Origin of the sequence: Bordetella ansorpii (assembly GCF_900078705.1) — a bacterium.
Taxonomy (GTDB): domain Bacteria; phylum Pseudomonadota; class Gammaproteobacteria; order Burkholderiales; family Burkholderiaceae_B; genus Bordetella; species Bordetella ansorpii_A.
The window spans coordinates 110,170-127,844 of sequence record NZ_FKIF01000007.1; the positions used below are offsets into that span (position 1 = coordinate 110,170).

The following is a 17,675-nucleotide window of genomic DNA, read 5'->3' on the forward strand; positions in this document are numbered from 1 at the left end:
ATGGAATTTTTCGTCGCCAACCTGGCGCCCATCATGTTCGCCACCTTGATCGTGCTGCTGCTGTCGGGATTCCCGGTGGCCTTCGCGCTCATGGCCAATGGCATCCTGTTCGGCCTGATCGGCATGGAACTGGGCCTGCTGTCGCCCGCGCTGTTCCAGGCCCTGCCGCAACGCGTCTTCGGGGTGGTGTCCAACGACACCCTGCTGGCCTTGCCGTTTTTCACGTTCATGGGGCTGATCCTCGAACGGTCGGGCATGGCCGAGGAATTGCTGGAAACAGTCGGCCAATTGTTCGGGTCGGTGCGCGGCGGCCTGGCCGTGGCGGTGGTGGCCGTAGGCGCCGTCCTGTCGGCCACCACGGGCGTGGTGTCGGCTTCGATCATCTCGATGGGGTTGATCTCGTTGCCCATCATGCTGCGCTACGGGTATGACCGCAGACTGGCGACCGGCGTCATTGCCGCCTCGGGCACGCTGTCGCAGATCATCCCGCCATCGCTGACGCTGATCATCCTGGCCGACCAATTGGGCCGCTCGGTGGGCGACATCTACCGGGGCGCCATCCTGCCCGGCCTGCTGATGATCGTCATGTACATGGCCTATGTGCTGTTCCTGACATGGGCACGCCCCTGCGCCGGCCCGGCCATGCCCGCCAGCGCCCGCCAGACGGCCGAACCCAGCGGCGCTTCCGGCACGCGGTCGCTGATCGTGCTGATGCTGCTGTCCAGCCTGTCCGCCTACTTTCTGGCGGTGGAGGTGCTGGACCCGGATGCGCCGGTCGACGAGACCGTGGTGGTGTCCATCCTCTGCTGGGGCACGGTCGCCTTCGCGGCTGCGTCGGTCAACCGCGTGCTGCGCCTGGGCCTGCTGTCCGGAATCGCCGAGCGCGTCACGTTCGCGCTGATCCCGCCGCTGGCGCTGATCTTCCTGGTGCTGGGCACCATCTTCATCGGCCTGGCCACGCCCACCGAGGGCGGGGCGATGGGCGCTGTCGGCGCCTTGGTCATGGCGATCGCCAAGCGCCGCCTGACGCTGCCGCTGCTCAAGCAGGCCATGGATTCCAGCACGCGGCTGACCTGCTTCGCGCTGTTCATCCTGATCGGCTCGACCGTGTTCGGCCTGACTTTCCGCGCCGTCAACGGCGACCTCTGGGTCGAACACCTGCTGGTGTCCGTGCCGGGCGGGGAGACCGGCTTTCTGGCCTTCGTGATGATCTTCGTCTTTATCGCGGCGTTCTTCCTGGATTTCTTCGAGCTGGCGTTCATCGTCGTGCCCCTGCTGGCGCCAGTGGTCGACAAGCTGGGCATTGACCTGATCTGGTTCGGCGTGCTGCTGGCCCTGAACATGCAGACCTCGTTCATGCACCCGCCGTTCGGGCTGGCGCTGTTCTATCTGCGTTCGGTGGCCCCACGCGAGGACTACCGCGACCGGGTCACGGGCCACGTCATTCCCAAGGTGACGACCGGCCAGATCTATTGGGGCTCCCTCCCGTTCATCGGCATCCAGCTGCTGCTGGTGCTGATCGTTCTTTGCTTTCCCTCGCTGGTGACGCACTACAAGGATGACGTCGTGAAGATCGACACCAAAGATGTGAGGATCGAAATGCAGGGAGGAGGCTTCGACAGCAATTACGGCGGGGAAATGGGCAACCCCTTCGGCAATTGAGAACACCGGCCGCCGCCAAGTGGGGAAGGGCGGCCGGCCACAGGACATAAGCCGGGCCAGCCGGTTGCCGATTCTCGGCGCGGCGCGGCGCGGCACTGAATATTCAGTGCACTGACCATAAACAGGACAAGAGGTAGAACCATGCGCAAGATCGCTTTCGAGGAGCACTACACCGCGCCGGGCTTCCAGGACTATTCCAAAGTCTTCGCCCAGCACATCGACGCGCAATCGCTGGCCGAACTGGGGCGCCGGCTGACCGACTTCGACCAGTTGCGCCTGCAGGACATGGACGAGAACGGCATCGACTACGTCATCCTGTCCCAGACGGGGCCCGGCGTGCAGGCCGAGCGGGACCCCATGGTGGCGTTGCGCCGCGCCCGCGAGAACAACGATTTCCTGGCCGAACGCGTGGCGCGCAACAGCCGCCGCTACGGCGGCTTCGCCGTGGTGCCCATGCACGATCCGCGCGTGGCGGCCGACGAACTGGAACGCACCGTGCGCGACTATGGCTTCAAGGGCGCGCTGATCAACGGCCACACCAACGGCACGTATTACGACGGCCGTGAATACGACGCCTTCTGGGAGCGCGTGCAGGCGCTGGACGTGCCGATCTATCTGCACCCGTGCGACGCCTTTGTGATGCCGCACGCGTACACGGGCCATCCCGCCATCGAACGGGCCACATGGGGCTGGGGGGTGGAGACCGCCACGCACGCCTTGCGCCTGCTGTTCGGCGGCGTGTTCGACCGTTTTCCGCAGGTCAAGCTGATCCTCGGCCACATGGGCGAAGGGTTGCCGTTCCAGCGCTGGCGCTTCGACAGCCGCTTCGCGGTCTACCCCCACGGCGTCACGCTCGACCGCATGCCGTCGGCCTATCTGGGAACGAACATCCTGATCACCACCTCGGGCGTGTGTTCGCATCCGACGCTGATCGGGGCCATCGCCGAGATGGGCGCCGAGGCGGTGATGTTCTCCGTCGACTACCCCTACGAGTCCAGCGCGATCGCATCGCGGTTCATCGACACCGCGCCGCTGGACGACGCCACCCGCGCCCTGGTGTGCCACGGCAACGCGGAACGCCTCTTCAAGCTCTGACCCATACCCGACCCGATTGCCCATTCCCGGAGGAGTAACCATGACCAAGACCTACCGCATCGGCCAGATCGTGCCGAGTTCGAACACCACGATGGAGACCGAGATTCCCGCGATGCTGCGCGCGCGCGAGCTGATCCGTCCCGAGCGCTTCACCTTCCACTCCAGCCGCATGCGCATGAAGAAAGTGGTGAAGGAGGAACTGGCCGCGATGGACGCCGAGTCGGACCGCTGCGCCGTCGAGCTGTCGGACGCGCGCGTGGACGTGCTGGGCTACGCCTGCCTGGTGGCCATCATGGCCATGGGCCACGGCTATCACCGTGTGTCGCAGGAGCGTCTGACGGGCCAGACGGCGGCCAACGGCGCCAGCGCGCCGGTCATCACCAGCGCGGGCGCGCTGGTCGATGCCCTGAAGATCATGAGGGCGAAGAAGATCGCCGTGGTCGCGCCCTACATGAAGCCGCTGACCGACCTGGTGGTCAGCTACATCGCCAACGAGGGCTACGAGGTGCTGGACTACCGCGCGCTGGAGATTCCGGACAACCTGGACGTGGGCCGCCACGACGCCGCGCGCCTGCCCGGGATCGTGCAGGGCCTGAAATACCAGGATGCCGACGTGATCGTGCTGTCGGCCTGCGTGCAGATGCCGTCGCTGCCGGCCATCGCCAAGGTCGAGGCCATGACGGGCAAGCCCGTGGTGACCGCCGCCGTGGCCACCACCTACGCGATGCTGGGATCGCTGGGCCTGGAGCCGGTGGTGCCGGGCGCGGGCGCGCTGTTGTCGGGCGCGTATTGAACACCGGGGAGCCGACATGAGTACCTTCCAATACGGCGCGCACGTGCACGCCAACGGCATCCGCCAGCACTACCTGCGCTACGGCGGCGCCAAGGCGGGCCTCGATCCCGTCATCATCGTGCCGGGCATCACCAGCCCGGCCGTCACCTGGGGCTTCGTGGCCGAGCGTTTCGGCGGGCGGTTCGACACCTACGTGCTCGATGTGCGGGGCCGCGGGCTGTCGCAGGCCGATGCCTCGCTGGACTACGGCCTGGACGCGCAGGCGGCCGACCTGCTGGCCTTCGCGCAGGCCCTGGGCCTGGCGCGCTACAGCGTCGTGGGCCATTCCATGGGCGCGCGCATCGGCATCCGCGCCGCGCGCACGCGGCCCGCGGCGCTGGCCCGGCTGGCGATGGTGGACCCGCCGGTGTCCGGTCCCGGCCGCCGTCCCTATCCCGCCAAGCTGCCCTGGTACGTGGGCTCGATGGCGCAGGCGCGCGCCGGCATGACGGCCGAGGACATGCTGGCCTATTGCCCGACGTGGACCGAAGAACAGCGCCAGTTGCGCGCCCAGTGGCTGCACACCTGCGACGAGCGCGCCATCCTGGCCAGCTTCGACGGCTTTCACCTGGACGACATCCACGCCGACCTGCCGTCGATCGAGGCCGGGCGGCTGTTGGTCACGGCCGAGCGCGGCGAGGTGGTGCGCGACGACGACGTGGCCGAGATCCAGCGGCTGGCGCCGGGCACACGGCACGTACGCGTGGCCGACGCGGGCCACATGATTCCCTGGGACAACGAGGAGGGCTTCTACGCGGCCTTCGGCGAGTTCCTGGGTGCGGCGCTAGACCTCCCCGAACAGGAGCCATGATATGCCAGTCAGCGACTACGCCATGATCGAAGCCTGGAAAGAGGTGCTGACCCTGTCCCGCCTGGAAGCAGGGCAGACCGTCACCATCCTGACCGGCGCGACCACCCATCCCCAGACCCTGTCCACCGCGCTGATCGCGGCGCAGTCGCTGGGCGCCATCGTCAATCGCCTGGACCTGCCGCCCGTCAACGGCGAGAAGGCGTTGAGCCGAGACACGCTTGCCTACCTGGGCACCACGCCGCTGACCGGCAACCAGGCGGCCATTGCCGCCCTGAAGGCCAGCGACCTGGTGCTGGACCTGATGACCTTGCTGTTCTCGCCCGAGCAGCATGACATCCTGGCCAGCGGCACCAAGATCCTGCTGGCGGTCGAACCGCCAGAGATCCTGGCGCGCATGGTGCCCACCGAGGCCGACCGGGCGCGCGTGAAGGCCGCCGCCGCCCGCATCGAGGCCGCCAGGACCATGCATGTGACGTCGCCCGCGGGCACGGACGTGCGGTTCCGGCTGGGCGAGTTCCCGGCGATCAGCGAATACGGCTACGTCGACGAGCCCGGCCGCTGGGACCATTGGCCCAGCGGCTTCGTGCTGACCTGGCCCGACGAAGGCAGCGCCGACGGCGTGATCGTCATCGATCGCGGCGACATCCTGCTGCCGCAGAAGAGCTACGTGAACGACCCCATCCGGCTTACCGTGCAAGGGGGGTACGCCACGCATATCGAGGGCGGCATCGACGCGCAGTTGCTCAGCGAATACATGGCGTCGTTCAATGATCCGGAAGGGTACGCGATCTCGCACATCGGCTGGGGACTGCAGCCGCGCGCCAGCTGGACCACCTTGTCGCTATACGACAAGGAGGCCACTATCGGCATGGACGCGCGAGCCTTCGAGGGCAATTTTCTTTTCTCGCTGGGACCCAACAACGAAGCGGGCGGCCATCGCACCACGGCCTGCCACATCGATATTCCGCTGCGCCGCTGTACCGTGCGGCTGGACGGCGACACCATGGTGCGGGACGGCAAAGTGCTGTACCCGCCACAATCAGGAGCCTAGGCATGACCCAGACCCCACAGACCGCCGATACCGACGTCTACCGCCGGCAGAGCTTCGGCACGCCGCTGCCCTTGAAGGCCCCGTATGGCCTGCTGATCGTCGATTTCGTCAATGGCTTCGCCGATCCCGCCGTGTTCGGCGGCGGCAACATCCGCCCGGCCATCGACCGCACGGTGGGCCTGTTGCAAGCGGCGCGCGAACGCGGCTGGCCGGTGGCGCACAGCCGCATCGTCTACGCGGACAACGATGCCGACGCGAACGTGTTCTCGTTGAAAGTGCCAGGCATGCTGGGACTGAAAGAGCAGGGGCACAACAGCGCCATCGTGCCCGAGCTGACGCCCGCCGACGGCGAACTGGTGGTGCGCAAGACGGTGCCTTCAGCCTTCTTCGGCACGGGCCTGTCTGCCTGGCTGTCATTCCATGGCGTGCAGACCCTGCTGGTCGCCGGCGCCGTCACCAGCGGCTGCGTGCGGGCCAGCGTGGTGGACGCCATGCAGTACGGCTTCCGTCCGCTCGTGGTCACCGACTGCGTGGGCGACCGCGCGATCGCGCCCCACGAAGCCAATCTGTTCGACATGGAACAGAAGTACGCGGCGCTGATGACCCGCGACGAGGCTCTGGCCGCGACAAGCCAATGACGACGCATCGGGGCCTGCTGCCCGGCCCTGCGCATTTCTCGACAGGTCGCCCTAGTCGTTCTCAAGCAACCGCCCGGCCTTGGACGACAGCGCGGCCCCCGCGCGGTGATAGCCAACCACGCTGGCCACGCTGGCGTGGCCGGTCAGCGCCATGGTCTCGCCCAGCGGCAACGCCTGTCGGCCTGCCTCGGTCACGAAACCCGAGCGCAGGCTGTGCGCGGCGTAGTCGCCTTGCAACCCCGCCTGCGCGGCGCGCTGCCGCACGATCTTGCGGACTGCCTCGGCCCCCAGGCCGTCACCAATCACGCCCCCCCGCCTCACGCGGCGGAACAGCGGGCCTTGGGTAATGCCGGCTGCCGTCAGCCAGGCCTGCAGGGCCACGGCGGCGCGGCCCACGACGGGCTTGTGGCTGTCAGCGCGTTCGGCGCCTTCCTGGTTGGTCTTGGACGTCCCCATCGAATACAGGAATCCCTCGGGCACGCGCCGGGTATTTTCCATGGTGGCCCGCACGACCTCCGAGCGGCGGCGTCCGCCGCTGGCCCAGGCGAACAGCAGCAGGGCGCGATCGCGCAGGCCGATCAACGAGTCGTCGCAGGTGGCCAGCAGTTGCTCCAGCGGCTCTTTCGTCAGGGCATCCTTTCTGGCCGGACGAACGCCACGCTTGGCATAGGCGCTGCGCACGCGCGCCATCAGCGCCTGCACCTCGCGGCTGCGGCAGGGATTGGGCTGCTGTTTTGCCTCATGGGCTTCTGACAACACCGCCAGGCGATGCCGGACCGTCGCCAGCTTGAATGCGCCCAGGCTGCGTTTGACGCCACGGGCGACCAGCGCGGCATCGACGGCAGCGGGCAGGTCGCAGGCCAGCCCATGCTGCTCCGTGACGTGCTCGACGTGATCGGCGATGAACTGCAGGACGGCAGGGACCGAAACGGGGAGCGTGAACGGCTGGCCCAGGCGCAACTGATGCCAGGCAGCCCAGTACTGAATCGCCGAGCGGTACGAGGCCACGGTGTTCTGCGCGCTGCCCTCGCGCATCAGCGCCCGGATCGACGCGTCACTGGAGCCCAGCCCGACCACGACGGCTTCACCGGGGGAAGCCCACCTGGGCGCTGGGATCGACGGGGAGGGTGGCGCTTTGCTCATGGAGGTTCGACCGCTGCTTGAATTTTGTTTGATATAATACATAAAACGTATTTTATAATACGCCTTAAAGCAACTAAGGCGGATAACTTTTAATTATCCGCTCTAATTCCAAGCCGCTGCGGCATTTGCTCACCCACGCATCCAGAAAAAGGACGTCCTTATGGCCAGAGGCATCACCGACGAAGACGTCTGGGCGGCGGCCGATGCATTGCTGCGTGACGGCGAGCAACCCACCATCGAGCGTGTGCGTCTGCACCTGGGCCGCGGATCGCCCAATACCGTCGGCCCGCACCTGAAAACCTGGTTCAAGCAACTCAGCGAACGCCATTCGCGGCTGGGCGGGACGGAGCAGGGCGGGGCAAGCGGTTTGCCCGCGCCGCTGTTGCGGGCGGCTGCCCAGCTCTGGGAAATGGCATTGGCCAGCGCCCGTGACGAATGGGCCGACGCCGCCGCGCAGGAACGTGCGGCGCTGGCCAAGCAGCGGGAATCCCTCGACGCCGAACGCGCGATGCTGCGGCAGGAGCGGGATCGATTGCAGGCGCGCGAAGCCGACCTGCAGGCCGCGGCGGAAACGGCACGCTCACAGGCCGCCGCGGCGGAAGCCCGCCTGGTGTCGGCGGAGACCCAGGCTCGCGAAACCCGCGCCGCGCTGAAAGATGCCACATCGCAATTGACCGACATCCGCGACCGCGAGACCCGGCTGCAGCAGGCGCTGCGCGACGCTACGGTCGCCCACCAGGATGCCCTGGCCAAGGCAGAAGCCCGCCATGCCGTGCATGAGCGCCGATGGCTCGGCGAACTGGACGAATTGCGCCAGTCCCTGAAGCAGGCCGGCGAGGACCAGGAGCGCGCACGCAAAGCCGCCGAGGCAGCCGCCGCCAAACTGCGGACGCGGATCGAACAGGCCGAATCGGAAGCGGACGCGCAGGCACAGCGCGCCCAGGCCGCCGAATCCACGGTACAGACCCTCATCGCGCAGTTGGATGCCAGTATTGCCGCGACCGAGACGGAGCGGTCATTGCGTCACGACACCACGGCGCAGCTGCTCGGTCAGTTGGGCAGCCTGAACGAGCAACTGGCGGGCCGGGACAGGCAGATCGATCAGTTGCTGGCGCAACAGCCGCGCAAGCCCGCCGCCAGGAAGCGACGGCCCTGAACTTCCTGAGCAGTCCGCGTGGTTCCTGCGTACACTGGCCCCCATGCTACGCATCGATCGACTCGGCAAACGCTACGGCGGCCACACCGTCTTCGACGGCCTGACCCATACCTTCCCGGCGGGCTGCTACGCGCTGTGCGAAGAAGACAGTACCGGCAAATCGACCTTGCTGGGCATCATCGCGGGGGTCATTGCCCCGGATGCGGGAGAAGTCTGGATCGACGGCCATTCCCTGGCCGCCACCCCGCAACAGGCCAGGCTCAGGCTTGCGTACGTCCCCGAGAACTGCATGGCCAACCCCGCGCAGACCGGCCGCGAACTGCTGGCGCAAGCCGCCGCCGGCAAGCACACGACGATCGGCGAAGCCACCCTGGAACTGGCCCACGCGCTGGGACTGGACCCCCACCTGGACAAGCGTTTCGAGCAGATGTCCACGGGCACCCGCAGAAAGGTCTATCTGGCGGCGGCCTCGTTGGGCGATCCCGCCGTCGTGATCGCCGACGGGGCCAGCAATGGACTCGACGGCCCCGCCCGCGCGGTGCTGGCGCAACGGTTCAAGGCCTGGGCCCAGGACCGCGTCGTGCTGTTCGCCAGCCATGACCCTGAACTGGTGCAGGCCTGCGGCGCGACGGCGATCGATGTCCGCGGCCTGCGTCCAGCCTGATGCCGCGCTCGCCCTCATGTCCGCCGACACCGCCCACCGCCGCCGCGCCTTCCTCGCCGACACCACGGCGCTGATCCTGTTCTTCACCACGACCGGCGCGCTCAACGAACGCTACATCGCGGGCATGACCTGGGACCAGGTGCTGCACGCGCGGCTGCTGGGCGCGGCCCTGATGATCCCGGTCGCCAGGCCCTACGGGATCTGGCGCGACTACGTGATGCGCCGCGCCAGCGAAAGCCGGCTGTCGCAACTGCTGTGGGATAGCGCCGCCCTGGTCAGCTTCCAGGTGCCGATCTATGCCGCCATCATCGCTTTCAGCGGCGCCTCCGGGCCTGGCCTGTGGCTCGGGGTGCTGAGCGCCACGGTGATGATGCTGGTGCTGGGACGGCCCTACGGCGCGTTTCTCAATGCCGTGCGCAGGTTGTTCGGCCTGCCGCCGGGCGGCGCCAAGCCGATGAGCCTCGATACCTGAAGACCGGAAGGGCGATGCCATCGTCCTCTGCCGGGCAGCGCGTGGGATGGGCCGGATCGAGGCCATGATGCCCGGCGGCTCGACGGGAATCGCGACCCGCCGCCGCCTCGGCGCCCGGCAGAGGGTTTTCACTGCCCCGCAAGGGGCAGGGTACTCAACATCGGCCGGGCCAGGTGCAGCACCTGCCAGGTCATGCCGCCGTCTCCCGCCACCGGCTCGGTCTCCGACAGCACGGCGCGCGTGATGCGCCAGCGGGCCGGATCCACGCTGACCGCGGCCGCCACCACGCCCGGCCGCGCCGCCGCCTCACGATTGCGGGCGACTTCACGGGCCAGCACGGCATCCAGGTCTTCATCCGGTTCCACGTCGATGTCCTGCAGCCGCGCGAAGCGCGCCGCCTGCGCGGCCCCCTGACGCGCATCCAGCGCGGCCTGCGTCTGGATGGCCGCGCGCCCGAAACTGTCGGTCACGGTGCGGTACTTGCCCGACAGCAGGAAATCGCGAAACCCTTCCGCGCCTTGCCACAGGTAGAACGACGCGTAGTTGCTTTCGGTGGCGCCGTGCTTGCCCGCCTCCCGCAACAGGAACCCCTTGAAGATCAGTCCTGGCGTGTCGTCCCACGACGGGCCACGTTGCCGGGCACGCGCGCGGATGATGCCGATGTCGTAGTCGGCGGGCAGGCGATGGAGGTAATAGGCAGTCAGCATGGCGGTTCCTCATCGGGAAAAGACCGGGGTCGGGAGTGACACCGCCAGATTAAGCAGCCGTAGATCATTTGAAAACCGCATGGCATCATATTTCAATGATTCAAAATTAAAATGGATAGCCATGAAGACGCTGGATATCGAAGCCGTCCAGGCCTTCGTCATGACCGCGGACTTGCTGAGTTTCACGCGGGCGGCCGAGGCGCTGGACACCACGCAGTCCGCCATCAGCCTGAAGGTCAAGCGCCTGGAAGAGGGCCTGGGCCGCCGCCTGCTGGAGCGCACGCCCCGGCAGGTGCGCCTGTCGGCCGATGGCACGGATTTCCTCGTGCCGGCCCGAGCCCTCATGGCTGCCCACCAGGGGGCCATCGGCGCCTTCGGCCAAGGCAAGCGCCGCTTGTCCATCGGCATCAGCCATCATCTGGTGGGCGCCGAGTTGCCGCGCCTGCTGCGCAAGCTGGGCGAGATGGAGCCAGGGCTGGTGCTGGAGATGCATGTCGCCGCCTCGCGGGACGTGCTGGAAGACTTCGACCGGGGCACGCTGGACGCCGCCATCGTCCTGCAGCACGACAGCCGGCGGCTGGACGGCGACACGCTGCTGAGCGAGACCTTCGGCTGGATCGCCGCCCCGGATTTCGAATACCGGCCGCCCGAGCCCCTGCGGCTGGCAACGCAGGCTGCGCCTTGCAGCGTGCGCAGCATGGCGGTGGGCGCGCTGGACGAAGCCGGCGTGCCCTGGACAGAGGTGTTCGTTGGCGGCGGCGTGGTCACGGTGGGCGCGGCGGCCTGCGCGGGCCTGGCCGTGGCGGCGCTGGGCCATCGCGTGGCGCCGCCCGGCACGGTGGACGCGGGGCCGATGCTGGGACTGCCGCCGCTGCCGGCGCGCGACGTGGTGCTGTACTCGAACCTGACCGACGACCAGGCAAGGCGGACCTGGCGAACCTTGGGCGCCACGCTGCGCGCGACCGCCGCGGGGTAGGGCCGCCCGGCGCGCCGGCATGGCGCGGGACTGCGCCTATCTCTCGCGCCGCCGCCCCGTGCGAACCACGATCACGGCCCCCACGATCACCATCGCCGCCATCGCGAACCAGGTAATCGCATAGACCAGGTGGCTGTTGCGGAACTCCAGCACCGTCAGCCCGCGCACCGGGGCCACGGCGGGATCCGGCGCCGGGCCGGCGGTCTTCTCGGCATCGATGAAGTAGGGCGCCACTTGATCCAGGCCGCGCGCCACCCCGATCGCCCGCGTATCGCGCGAGTACCAGACGTCCTTCGCAGGATCGTTGGTGCGCAGGATAGGGAAATCCGGTTCGGACATCCGCAGCAGCCCGGCCACTTCGACCAGGCCCGCCGGACCGCCCTGGTCCTGCTGCTTGCGCCAGGCCGGCAGCACGAAGCCACGGTTCACCAGCACCGTCCCGCCTTGGCGCAGCTGCAGCGGCGTCATCACCCAGTAGCCGCTGCCGTAGTCCGTGGTGGCCTGGACCAGCGTCTGCCGGTCGTAGCGGTACTCGCCCGTGGCCACGACGTGCCGGTATTCGTCGTTGGCCGTGTTCATGGAGTCCCAGCGGTCCGCGCCGGGCGCCGCGGTGGCGGGCAGATGCACGCGCTGCTCGACCTTGGCGATCAGGTCCAGCTTCCATGCGCGGCGCTGCACCTGCCACACGCCCAGCGAGCAGAAGCCGGCAAACAGCACCACCGCCAGCAAAGCCAGGAAGACCCGCTTGAGCACGCCCCGGCGCGGCCGCGAAACGGCAGCCGTCGCGTTCAAGGCAGCTTCCGTGCGTCGTCCGGCATCATGTGCATCATGTTGTGGTCCAGGTGGTACATGATCCAGATCGATCCGCTCAGCGTGATGATCACCAGCACCAGCGTGAACAGGATGGACAGCATGTTCCAGCCGCCTTCCGAGCGGAAGTCCATGTGCAGGAAGTAGATGACGTGCACCACCATCTGGATGGCGCCCAGGGCCAGCAGCACCAGGCTGGTCACGCGCGTGCTGGAGAACAACCCGCCCATCACGATGGCGAAGGGGATCGCGGTCAGGATGACGGCCAGCACGAAGCCCAGCAGGTAGCCGTGCAGCGAGGCGTGGGCCAGCGGATCGTCTTCCTCGTGGCCATGCCCATGGCCGTGATCGTGGGCGGAGGTCGTCGTCGCGCTCATGGCAGCACTCCCATCAGGTACACCACGGTGAATACGCCGATCCAGATCACGTCCAGGAAGTGCCAGAACATCGACAGGCACATCAGGCGGCGCTTGTTGGGGATCGTCAGGCCGTGGCGGGCGATCTGCGCCATCAGCACCACCAGCCAGACGATGCCGAAGGTCACGTGCAGCCCGTGGGTGCCGACCAGCGTGAAGAACGAGGACAGGAAGGCGCTGCGCTGGGGGCCGGCGCCTTCGTGGATCAGGTGCGAGAACTCGTACAGCTCCAGTCCCAGAAAGCCCAGGCCCAGCAGCCCGGTGACGGCCAGCCAGCCCAGCAGCGAACCGACGCGTCCCTTGCGCCCCTGCAGCAAGGCAAAGCCATAGGTGATGGAGGACAGCAGCAGCAGGGCGGTGTTGATCGCCACCAGCGTCAGGTCGAACAGCTCGGCCCCGGTGGGCCCGCCCGCATAGTTGCGGCCCAGCACGCCATACGTGGCGAACAGGCAGGCGAAGATGAGGCAGTCGCTCATCAGGTACACCCAGAAGCCCAGCAACGTGCCGTTCTTCGGATGGTGTTCGGTGGTCAGGTAGAACTGGCGACCCGCGTCGCCGTTCGGGGCGGTGGCAGTGAGTTCAGGCATGGTTGGCCAGCAGTTGGGTACGATCGGATTCGGTGCGCGCGACCTGGTCGGCCGGCACGTAGTAGTCGCGGTGGTAGTTGAAGGTGTGCACGATGGTGACGCCCACCAGCGCGGCGAAGGACACGATCGCCACCAGCCACATGTGCCAGATCATCGCGAAGCCCAGCACCAGCGAGATACCCGCCAGCACCGCGCCGGCCCAGGTATTGGCGGGCATGTGGATGGGGATGAAGCCGTCCACCGGGCGCTGGTAGCCCTCGCGCTTCATCTGCCACCAGGCATCGCGGTCGTGGATCACCGGCGTGAAGGCGAAGTTGTAGGCCGGCGGCGGCGAGGACGTCGACCATTCCAGCGTGCGGCCGTCCCACGGATCGCCCGTTTCGTCGCGCAGGGCGACGCGCCTGCGGAAGCTCACCACCAGCTGGATCAGGAAGCAGGCGATGCCGCCCGCGATCAGCAGCGCGCCCACGGCCGCGATCTGAAACCAGATCTGCAGCGAGGGATCGTCGAAATGGCTCATGCGGCGCGTCACGCCCAACAGCCCCAGCACGTAGAGCGGCATGAACGCGGTGTAGAAGCCCACCAGCCACAGCCAGAACGACAGCTTGCCCCAGAATGGATCCAGCCTGTAGCCGAAGGCCTTGGGAAACCAATAGGTGATGCCAGCCAGCAGGCCGAACAGCACGCCGCCGATGATCACGTTATGGAAGTGCGCGATCAGGAAAAGGCTGTTGTGCAGGGCGAAGTCGGCCGGCGGCACGGCCAGCAGCACCCCGGTCATGCCGCCGATCACGAAGGTCACCATGAAGCCGACCGTCCACAGCATGGGAACGTCGAAGCGGATGCGCCCGCGGTACATGGTGAACAGCCAGTTGAATACCTTGGCCCCGGTCGGGATCGAGATGATCATCGTGGTGATGCCGAAGAACGAGTTGACGCTCGCGCCGGACCCCATCGTGAAGAAGTGGTGCAGCCACACCAGGTACGACAGCACCGTGATGACCACCGTGGCGTACACCATCGACGCATAGCCGAACAGGCGCTTGCGGCAGTAGGTGGCCACGACCTCGGAGAAGATGCCGAAGGCCGGCAGGATCAGGATGTAGACCTCGGGGTGGCCCCAGATCCAGATCAGGTTGATGTACATCATGGCGTTGCCGCCGCCGTCCGCCGTGAAGAAGTTGGTGCCGACGTAGCGGTCCATGGTCAGCAGCGCCAATACGGCGGTCAGCACGGGGAAGGCCGCCACGATCAGCACGTTGGTGCACAGCGACGTCCACGTGAAGATCGGCATGCGCATCATCAGCATGCCGGGCGCGCGCATCTTGACGATGGTCACCAGCAGGTTGACCCCGGACAGCAATGTGCCGACCCCCGCTATCTGCAGCGCCCATATGTAGTAATCGACCCCTGGGTCCGGACTGTGCAGGATGCCCGACAAGGGGGGATAGGCCAGCCAGCCGGTCTTGGCGAACTCGCCCACGAACAGCGACATCATCACCAGGGCCGCGCCCGAGGCGGTCATCCAGAAGCTGAAGTTGTTCAGGAAGGGAAACGCCACGTCGCGCGCGCCGATCTGCAGCGGCACGATGTAGTTCATCAGGCCCGTGACCAATGGCATGGCCACGAAGAAGATCATGATCACGCCGTGCGCGGTGAATATCTGGTCGTAGTGATGGGGCGGCAGGAAGCCCGCGTTGTCGCCGAAGGCGATGGCCTGCTGCGCCCGCATCATCAGCGCGTCGGCGAAGCCGCGCAGCAGCATCACCAGGCCCAGGATCACGTACATGATCCCGATCTTCTTGTGGTCGATGCTGGTGAACCACTCGCGCCACAGGTAGCCCCACTTGCGGTAGTAGGTGATGCCGCCCAGCACCCCGATGCCGCCCAGCGCCACGGCGGCGAAGGTCACCAGCAGGATGGGCTCGTGCAAGGGAATCGCTTCCCAGGTCAGGCGTCCGAACAGAAGGCTTTCAGGTGCTGAATGATCGGCCATTTGGCGTTCCTGCGAGAGGCATTCGTCGAGCGGGGAGTCGGGCCGGGCGGCGCCGGCGGTTCTACAGGGCGGCGGGCGAGCTCATCGGGTTCTGCGGCAGTTGCAACTCGGCCTGCCGGGGCGCCCGGCAGATGTTGGCGTCGTCGAACCGGGCATGGGCGGACGTGCAGTCCCCGCCGGGCTGCGCGCAGCGGTCCAGGATGGCCTGGTACAGGCTGGGGTCCACCGTGCCGAAGCGCTGCACCGGCGCGGCCGAACTGGGCTGCACCAGCACCTGGTAGGCGTCGCGGTCCAGCGCGCGCGGGTCGGCCTTGTTCTTCCGCACCCACTGGTCGAACTCGGCCTGCGGCAGCCCGTGGAACTTGAAGCGCATCTGCGAGAAGCCCGCGCCGCTGTAGTTGGCCGAGAAGCCCTGGTAGACGCCGGGCTGGTTGATGACCGCGTGCAGGCGGGTCTGCATGCCCGGCATGGCGTAGATCTGGCCGGCCAGCGCGGGGATGTAGAACGAATTCATCACCGAGGACGAGGTCAGCTTGAACTCGATGGGGCGATCGACCGGCGCGGCCAGTTCATTGACCGTGGCGATGCCCTGCTCGGGATAGAGGAACAGCCACTTCCAGTCCAGCGCCACCACCTGCACCTCTAGCGGCTTGGTGCCCGCCGGCACCTGGCGCTGGGCGTCCAGCCGTTCGAGCGGGCGGTAGGGATCGAGCTTGTGCGTGCTGACCCAGGTCAGGGCGCTCAGCGCGATGATGATGAGCAGCGGCGCAGCCCAGATCAGCAGCTCGAGAATGGTGGAGTGATCCCAGTCCGGAGAGTAGGGGGCCTCGGTATTGCTTTCGCGATAGCGCCACGCGAACCACAGCGTGGCGACGATCACCGGCACGATGATCAGCAGCATCAGGCCGGTGGATACCAGGATGATGTCCCGCAACTGCCAGGCCACGTCTCCGGAAGGGGACAGCAGCACGGCTTTGCTGCATCCCCCCAGAGGGGCCAAGGCGGGAAGCAACAGCAAACTTCTCAACTTTCTGGAGAACAGCATGGACATGCAGCCCCTCCGCGGTTGGTGCCCCGATTAGGATAGTTTCAACCGTACTCTGGAGCATGTGAAAAATCTAGAGCAAAATGCAGGCTGGTTCGGTTGCAGGGCGTACTGGCATCGTGCCGGCGCGCATCAGGGCAGGCAGTATTCCACGTCAAACACGGAGCGCGCCAACGTATGTCCACCACCGCGACGCAGTCCCCCGCAAACACGCAGGCCCACGGTCACTCCGCTGTCGCTCCGGGCGAGATCGCGGTCGGCGTGGTGATCGGACGAACATCCGAATACTTCGATTTTTTCGTCTTCGGCATCGCCTGTGTTGCGGTTTTCCCACAGGTCTTCTTCCCCTTCGAGTCGCCGCTGTACGGCATCCTGTGGTCGTTCGTGATCTTCTCGTTCGCGTTCGTGTGCAGACCGTTCGGCACCGCCATCTTCATGGCCGTGCAGCACCGGTGGGGCAGAAGCGTCAAGCTCACGCTGGCGCTGTTCATGCTGGGCACCGCCACGGCGGGCATGGCCTTCCTGCCCAGCTACGAAACGCTGGGTCCGGCGGCGATCATGCTGCTGGCGCTTTTCCGCTGCCTGCAAGGCATCGCGCTGGGCGGCTCTTGGGATGGCCTGCCGTCTCTGCTGGCGCTGAACGCGCCGGCCCATCGGCGTGGCTGGTACGCCATGCTTGGCCAGTTGGGCGCGCCCATCGGCTTCATGATCGCGGGCGGCATCTTCCTGTACCTGCTGAGCACGCTCAGCCAGTCCGACCTGGTGGAGTGGGGCTGGCGCTATCCGTTCTTCGTGGCCTTCGCCATCAACGTGGTGGCCCTGTTCGCGCGGCTGCGGCTGGTGGTCACCGAGGAATACACGCGGCTGCTCGAAGAGCGTGAACTGGCCCCGATCAAGGTGTCCCGCGTCATCGACGAACAGGCCTATAACGTCTTCATCGGCGCGTTCGCGGCGCTGGCCAGCTATGCGCTGTTCCACCTTGTGACGGTGTTCCCGCTGTCATGGATCAGCCTGAACGGCGAACGGAACCTGGCCAGCGTGCTGTCGGTGCAGATCCTGGGCGCCGCGCTCAGCATGCTGGGCACCGTGGGCTCGGGCTGGCTGGCCGACCGCTTCGGCCGCCGCAACACGCTGGGCGCGCTGGCGCTCTTGATCGGCCTGTTCGCCCTCACGGTGCCCTGGCTGCTGGAAGGGGGAGCGGTGGGCGAGAACCTCTTCATCCTGGCAGGCTTCGTGTTGTTGGGGCTGTCATATGGGCAGGCCTCGGGCACGGTCACGTCCAACTTCTCGCTGCACTTCCGCTACACCGGCGCGGCGCTGACCGCGGACATGGCCTGGCTGTTCGGCGCGGCTTTCGCGCCCCTGGTGGCGCTGGGACTGTCGACCAAATTCGGCCTGGCCGCGACCAGCGTCTACCTGATCTCGGGAGCGGTGTGCACCCTGGTGGCATTGAAGATCAACCGGGTGCTGGAAACCAACTGAGGCAGAACCTGTTTATGCGGGTAACAAGCGGGCACGCAATGGCGGCGCGCACCCGCGGGCCTGTCAGTACGGCAGCCCCCCCTGTCATTCAGGGGAGTCGCCATGGCCAGCATCGTGCGGGGTGGGGACATC

The 17,675-nt window shown here is 67.0% G+C and carries 18 protein-coding genes; 11 read left to right on the top strand and 7 right to left on the bottom strand.

Annotated elements, in window-relative coordinates; genetic code table 11:
• The 6 genes from A6745_RS16185 (at window position 1) to A6745_RS16210 (ending at window position 6,089) form a co-directional block, all read left to right on the top strand.
• On the top strand, window positions 1-1,662 hold the full coding sequence (locus A6745_RS16185) for a TRAP transporter large permease (protein ID WP_066129211.1): 1,662 nt from the start codon (window positions 1-3) through the stop codon (window positions 1,660-1,662).
• A 141-nt stretch (window positions 1,663-1,803) separates the two neighbouring features.
• Window positions 1,804-2,757 carry an amidohydrolase family protein gene (locus tag A6745_RS16190; protein WP_066129214.1) on the top strand — a complete coding sequence of 318 codons (954 nt, stop codon included), beginning with the start codon at window positions 1,804-1,806 and terminating at the stop codon, window positions 2,755-2,757.
• A 40-nt stretch (window positions 2,758-2,797) separates the two neighbouring features.
• Complete coding sequence (locus tag A6745_RS16195) at window positions 2,798-3,550, top strand: maleate cis-trans isomerase family protein (protein WP_066129217.1); 753 nt, start codon at window positions 2,798-2,800, stop codon at window positions 3,548-3,550.
• 16 nt (window positions 3,551-3,566) lie between these two features.
• Window positions 3,567-4,400, top strand: coding sequence for an alpha/beta fold hydrolase (locus A6745_RS16200; RefSeq protein ID WP_066129221.1), 834 nt, complete (start codon window positions 3,567-3,569; stop codon window positions 4,398-4,400).
• A gap of 1 nt (window position 4,401) precedes the next feature.
• Complete coding sequence (locus A6745_RS16205) at window positions 4,402-5,451, top strand: M29 family metallopeptidase (RefSeq protein ID WP_066129224.1); 1,050 nt, start codon at window positions 4,402-4,404, stop codon at window positions 5,449-5,451.
• 2 nt (window positions 5,452-5,453) lie between these two features.
• The gene (locus A6745_RS16210; RefSeq protein WP_066129227.1) at window positions 5,454-6,089 is read left to right on the top strand and encodes an isochorismatase family protein; all 636 of its coding nucleotides are present in this window, start codon (window positions 5,454-5,456) and stop codon (window positions 6,087-6,089) included.
• 51 nt (window positions 6,090-6,140) lie between these two features.
• Here the strand turns inward: A6745_RS16210 and A6745_RS16215 are convergent, their stop codons facing one another.
• Window positions 6,141-7,232, bottom strand: a complete 1,092-nt coding sequence (locus A6745_RS16215; RefSeq protein ID WP_197488177.1) for a site-specific integrase — start codon at window positions 7,230-7,232, stop codon at window positions 6,141-6,143.
• Between the two features lie 160 nt (window positions 7,233-7,392).
• On the opposite strand from A6745_RS16215, the gene A6745_RS16220 reads away from it, so the two are divergent.
• Genes A6745_RS16220 through alaE form a run of 3 tightly spaced genes read left to right on the top strand, consistent with a single transcriptional unit; the run spans window position 7,393 to window position 9,524 of the window.
• Window positions 7,393-8,388: a DNA-binding protein gene (locus tag A6745_RS16220; protein ID WP_066129230.1), complete on the top strand. Its 996-nt coding sequence runs from the start codon at window positions 7,393-7,395 to the stop codon at window positions 8,386-8,388.
• Window positions 8,389-8,431: 43 nt separating this feature from the next.
• Window positions 8,432-9,052, top strand: a complete 621-nt coding sequence (locus tag A6745_RS16225) for an ABC transporter ATP-binding protein (RefSeq protein ID WP_066129233.1) — start codon at window positions 8,432-8,434, stop codon at window positions 9,050-9,052.
• A gap of 16 nt (window positions 9,053-9,068) precedes the next feature.
• Window positions 9,069-9,524 carry an L-alanine exporter AlaE gene (gene alaE, locus A6745_RS16230; RefSeq protein WP_066131301.1) on the top strand — a complete coding sequence of 152 codons (456 nt, stop codon included), beginning with the start codon at window positions 9,069-9,071 and terminating at the stop codon, window positions 9,522-9,524.
• 128 nt (window positions 9,525-9,652) lie between these two features.
• Here alaE and A6745_RS16235 read toward each other — a convergent pair whose 3' ends face one another.
• Entirely contained in the window at window positions 9,653-10,231 is a 579-nt protein-coding gene (locus A6745_RS16235) for a DUF4865 family protein (protein ID WP_066129236.1), read from the bottom strand.
• 121 nt (window positions 10,232-10,352) lie between these two features.
• Between A6745_RS16235 and A6745_RS16240 the strand changes: the two genes are divergently transcribed.
• On the top strand, window positions 10,353-11,207 hold the full coding sequence (locus A6745_RS16240; RefSeq protein WP_066129239.1) for a LysR family transcriptional regulator: 855 nt from the start codon (window positions 10,353-10,355) through the stop codon (window positions 11,205-11,207).
• A gap of 36 nt (window positions 11,208-11,243) precedes the next feature.
• Here the strand turns inward: A6745_RS16240 and A6745_RS16245 are convergent, their stop codons facing one another.
• From A6745_RS16245 to cyoA, 5 genes are all read right to left on the bottom strand, one after another.
• Window positions 11,244-11,999, bottom strand: a complete 756-nt coding sequence (locus tag A6745_RS16245) for an SURF1 family protein (protein ID WP_066129242.1) — start codon at window positions 11,997-11,999, stop codon at window positions 11,244-11,246.
• A complete protein-coding gene (cyoD, locus tag A6745_RS16250; protein ID WP_066129246.1) occupies window positions 11,996-12,394 on the bottom strand; it encodes a cytochrome o ubiquinol oxidase subunit IV in 399 nt (132 codons plus the stop codon). Before cyoD ends, A6745_RS16245 begins: the two co-directional genes overlap by 4 nt.
• Window positions 12,391-13,020: a cytochrome o ubiquinol oxidase subunit III gene (cyoC, locus tag A6745_RS16255; protein ID WP_066129249.1), complete on the bottom strand. Its 630-nt coding sequence runs from the start codon at window positions 13,018-13,020 to the stop codon at window positions 12,391-12,393. Before cyoC ends, cyoD begins: the two co-directional genes overlap by 4 nt.
• Entirely contained in the window at window positions 13,013-15,016 is a 2,004-nt protein-coding gene (gene cyoB, locus A6745_RS16260; RefSeq protein ID WP_066129250.1) for a cytochrome o ubiquinol oxidase subunit I, read from the bottom strand. Before cyoB ends, cyoC begins: the two co-directional genes overlap by 8 nt.
• Before the next feature lie 61 nt (window positions 15,017-15,077).
• Window positions 15,078-16,061: a ubiquinol oxidase subunit II gene (gene cyoA / locus A6745_RS16265; RefSeq protein ID WP_082853177.1), complete on the bottom strand. Its 984-nt coding sequence runs from the start codon at window positions 16,059-16,061 to the stop codon at window positions 15,078-15,080.
• 177 nt (window positions 16,062-16,238) lie between these two features.
• Here cyoA and A6745_RS16270 point away from each other — a divergent pair, with 177 nt between their 5' ends.
• Window positions 16,239-17,543 (top strand): MFS transporter, encoded by a 1,305-nt coding sequence (locus A6745_RS16270; protein WP_066129257.1) that lies wholly within the window; start codon window positions 16,239-16,241, stop codon window positions 17,541-17,543.
• Window positions 17,544-17,675 lie beyond the last annotated feature (132 nt).